This window comes from uncultured Boseongicola sp., from assembly GCF_937988555.1.
Taxonomy (GTDB): Bacteria; Pseudomonadota; Alphaproteobacteria; order Rhodobacterales; family Rhodobacteraceae; genus Boseongicola.
The window spans coordinates 1-4,007 of sequence record NZ_CALJXO010000332.1 but is presented as its reverse complement, the minus strand read 5'-3'; the positions used below and the strand labels follow the sequence as shown (position 1 = coordinate 4,007).

At 57.5% G+C, this 4,007-nt stretch carries 5 protein-coding genes; 2 read left to right on the top strand and 3 right to left on the bottom strand.

What is annotated here, in order from left to right:
- Nucleotides 1-255, top strand: a 255-nt coding sequence (locus Q1B15_RS19750) for a DUF2155 domain-containing protein (RefSeq protein WP_299757107.1), incomplete at its 5' end; no start/stop codon positions are given.
- On the opposite strand, the gene aat is transcribed toward Q1B15_RS19750, so the two are convergent.
- The 3 genes from aat to accB are packed head-to-tail and all read right to left on the bottom strand — an operon-like array spanning nucleotide 219 to nucleotide 2,774.
- Nucleotides 219-863: a leucyl/phenylalanyl-tRNA--protein transferase gene (gene aat, locus Q1B15_RS19745; RefSeq protein WP_299757105.1), complete on the bottom strand. Its 645-nt coding sequence runs from the start codon at nucleotides 861-863 to the stop codon at nucleotides 219-221. The two genes, Q1B15_RS19750 and aat, sit on opposite strands and share 37 nt — an antisense overlap.
- 58 nt (nucleotides 864-921) lie before the next feature.
- Nucleotides 922-2,277, bottom strand: coding sequence for an acetyl-CoA carboxylase biotin carboxylase subunit (accC, locus tag Q1B15_RS19740; protein WP_299757102.1), 1,356 nt, complete (start codon nucleotides 2,275-2,277; stop codon nucleotides 922-924).
- A gap of 11 nt (nucleotides 2,278-2,288) precedes the next feature.
- Nucleotides 2,289-2,774, bottom strand: coding sequence for an acetyl-CoA carboxylase biotin carboxyl carrier protein (accB, locus tag Q1B15_RS19735; RefSeq protein ID WP_299757100.1), 486 nt, complete (start codon nucleotides 2,772-2,774; stop codon nucleotides 2,289-2,291).
- 178 nt (nucleotides 2,775-2,952) lie between these two features.
- Here accB and Q1B15_RS19730 point away from each other — a divergent pair.
- Nucleotides 2,953-4,007: NAD(P)-dependent oxidoreductase (locus Q1B15_RS19730; RefSeq protein WP_299757098.1), on the top strand; the 1,055-nt coding region annotated here is incomplete at its 3' end.

Here is a 4,007-nt window from a genome sequence, read left to right as displayed (position 1 = left end):
GTTTCGGGAGAGGTGATTGATCTCGAATTGTTCGTAGGTGAGACGGCCGCTTTTGGTCGGATCGAAGTAACTTTGGGCGAGTGCCGGTATCCCGAAGATAACCCCATGGGCGAGGCTTATGCCTGGCTTGAGATCGAAGATCCACTGCGCACAGCAAGCGTTTTCGAAGGCTGGATGGTGGCGTCCAGTCCGGCTTTGAACGCGCTGGATCACGCGCGTTATGACGTCTGGGTCATCCGCTGCACGACGGCGTAAGGATCGGTTTCCAGATCAACAGCATCAATTGAAGTGAAGACATTCAGCGCCACGTCAAGGCGCGCGCGATAATCTTCGCGCGGGATTTCGATCGCGCCAAGGGACACAAGATGCGGTGTGGTAAACTGGGTGTCGAACAGGGTGAAACCTGTGCGTCTCAGGTGATCGACCAGCCATGCAAGTGCAATTTTCGAGCCGTCGGTTTCTTTGGAGAACATGCTTTCTCCGAAAAAGGCGCCGCCCAATGTTATGCCGTAGACGCCGCCGATCACGCGGTCTCCGCGCCAAACCTCAAGCGTGTGGGCGTGGCCCGCTTCAAACAATTCGCGTGTCAGATCGCGGATCGTGCCATTGATCCACGTCTCGTCGCGATCCGCGCACCCATCAAGGACGGCGCCAAGATCGGTACTGATCGCGATGCGGTAGTCGCCTTGGCGCAAGCGCTTAGCCAGCGAGCGCGAGATATGGAAGCCATCGAGAGGGAGGATGCCACGGCTGCGCGGATCGACCCAGTAGACGTCCTTGGAGTCCCGCCTCTCGGCCATCGGGAAAATGCCCGAAGCATAGGCTGACAAAAGCAGCTCTGGCGTTAGTTGTCGGTTGCTCATCTCAGACCTGTGCCGCGCAATGCATCGCAATAATTGTACAGCGAAAAGCGGGATCAGGCTACGCCGTTTCGTCGAGGGTTTGATCGAGCCACTTTTCGAGCCAGTGGATGTTATAGTTGCCTGTTTGGACGGCTTCTTCCTGCAAAAGCGCATCGAAGAGGGGGATCGTCGTGTCGATCCCGTCGATGATCAATTCCGACAATGCTCGCTCCAAACGAGCCAGCGCTTCGGGACGGTCGCGCCCATAAACGATCAGCTTGCCGATAAGGCTGTCGTAGTAGGGTGGGATTGAATAGCCGTCATACAGAGCAGAATCCATACGCACACCAAGGCCGCCAGGGGGATGATATTGCGAAATCTTCCCGGGCGACGGCGAGAAGTTTGGAAGCTTCTCAGCGTTAAGGCGGATTTCGATCGCGTGGCCCTGAACCTTTAGGTCTTCTTGCTTGAATTCCATCGGCAGGCCAGCTGCAACGCGAATTTGTTCGCGCACGAGGTCGACGCCAAAGACGGCTTCGGTCACTGGGTGTTCAACCTGAAGGCGGGTGTTCATCTCTATGAAATAGAACTCGCCATCCTCATAAAGAAATTCCACCGTGCCTGCGCCGATGTAGTTGATGTCGGCGACGGCGTCAGCGCAGATTTTGCCGATCCGCGCACGTTCTTCCGGGGTGATCGAAGGGCCCGGGGCTTCTTCAAAGACTTTCTGGTGGCGGCGCTGCAGCGAGCAGTCGCGCTCGCCCAGATGGACGGCATTGCCTTTGCCGTCGCCAAAAACCTGAATTTCGATGTGGCGCGGCTTACTGAGATATTTTTCGATGTAAACTTCGTCGTTGCCGAAAGCGGATTTTGCTTCGGAGCGGGCAGTTCCGAATGCGGTGTCGATCTCGGCGGCTGATTTGGCCAACTTCATGCCGCGACCACCGCCGCCTGCCGTCGCTTTGACGATGACCGGGTAGCCAATTTCTTTGCCGACGCGGCGTGCGTCTTCGACAGTTGCCACGCCGCCATCCGAGCCGGGAACGACGGGGATGCCGAGTTTCTGGACGGTTTCCTTGGCGGTAATTTTGTCGCCCATAATCCGGATGTGTTCGGCCGAGGGACCGATGAAAGTGATCTCGTGGTCTTCCACGATCTGAACGAAGGCGGCGTTTTCAGACAGGAAACCGTAGCCTGGGTGGATCGCTTGCGCGCCGGTAATCTCGCAGGCCGAAATGATCGCCGGTACCGACAAATAGCTTAGATTGCTTGGGGGCGGGCCAATGCACACGCTTTCGTCGGCCATGCGTACATGCATGGCGTCAGCGTCAGCGGTGGAGTGAACGGCGACAGATTTGATGCCCATCTCGCGGCAAGCACGTATTACCCGAAGAGCGATTTCGCCCCGGTTGGCGATCAGGATTTTGTCGAACATGGGCGTTACCATTATTCGACGATCATCAACGGTGCACCGAATTCGACCGGGGCGCCGTCTTCGACCAGAATGCGTTTGACGGTGCCGCCCCTGGGGGCCGGGATTTGGTTCATCGTTTTCATGGCTTCTATGATCAGCAGGCTTTGCCCTTCGCTGATCTCGTCGCCGACTTTAACGAAAGCTTCGACACCGGGCTCTGACGAAAGATATACTGTGCCGACCATCGGAGATGTGACGGCGCCGGGATGCGCGGCTGGGTCTTCGGGGGCATCGGCGGGCGCGGCTGCGACGGCCGCGGCAGGTGCGGCGGCGGGTGCAGGGGCTGCCACATGGACAGCTGTTGGCGCGACGGAAGAAACGCGGCTTACGCGAACATTGAGCGAGCCTTCGTTTTCGTAGTCGCGCTTGACCTGTAATTCGCTCAGATCGTTCTTGCGCAGAAGTTCGGCCAAAGATTTGATGAAGGCGACGTCATCGTCGTGTGATTTATTAGTCATTCTCGTCCTCTGCGCTTCCCGGATTTGATCCGGCGTTCTGATACGTTTCCTTATAGGCAACGGTTTTCGTGAGGGAAAGCGATTGTGAGCGGAGTTTTTAAACTGCCGAAAATTTACCATTTGATAAAAAACATATCTGTGGCAGTCTTAAGCCAATCAAGACGCGAGGGAGATTGCGATGACGACCACACCGCGTACATCTGGAGTTCAGGCGGGACGGCTTCCGCCCGAGGCTCTGGCAGAGAACTTTCAGGACCTGCACGCGCCTCTTGATCACCACGAGGCGACGGTGGCCGCGGATCGGTGCTATTTTTGTTATGACGCGCCCTGTATCACGGCCTGTCCGACAGCGATCGATATCCCTTTGTTTATTCGCCAAATCCAGTCGGGCCAGCCTGATGGAGCGGCGAAGACGATCTTTGAACAGAACATTCTGGGCGGCATGTGCGCGCGGGTTTGTCCAACCGAGACGCTTTGCGAAGAGGCATGCGTACGAGAAGCCGCCGAAGGAAAGCCGGTTGAGATCGGGCGACTTCAGCGTTTCGCAACCGATGGCTTGATGTCCTCTGGTGTGCATCCGTTTGCGCGTGCTGACGCGACGGGTAAGCGCGTTGCAGTTGTCGGGGCTGGGCCCGCGGGGCTGGCATGTGCGCATCGATTGGCAATGCACGGCCACGATGTGGTGATTTTTGATGGTCGCGCGAAGCCGGGTGGGCTGAATGAATACGGGATCGCGAGTTATAAATCGGTTGATGATTTCGCGCAGTCCGAAGTGGAGTGGCTGATGCAGATCGGTGGGATAACGCTGCGTTCGGGCGAGGGGCTTGGGGCTGAACTGAGTCTCTCTGGGCTGCGGTCTGAGTTTGATGCGGTGTTTCTTGGGATTGGTCTTAGCGGCGTGAATGCCCTGCGTGCCGATGGTGAGGACCGCGAGAACGTTTCGGATGCTGTGGAGTTTATTGAGGGTTTGCGCCAGACCGGGGACCTCTCCTCTCTCCCGGTTGGGCGCAGTGTGGTGGTGATCGGCGGCGGCATGACCGCCGTGGATGCTGCTGTGCAGTCAAAGCTGCTTGGGGCTGATGAGGTGACGATTGCCTATCGGCGTGGGCGCGAAAACATGTCTGCAAGTCGATACGAACAGGATTTGGCGACCTCAAAGGGGGTTCGGCTGATGTTCAACGTGCAGCCCGTTGCGGTGTATGGCAACGGCGCGGTGCGTGAGAGTGAATTTGA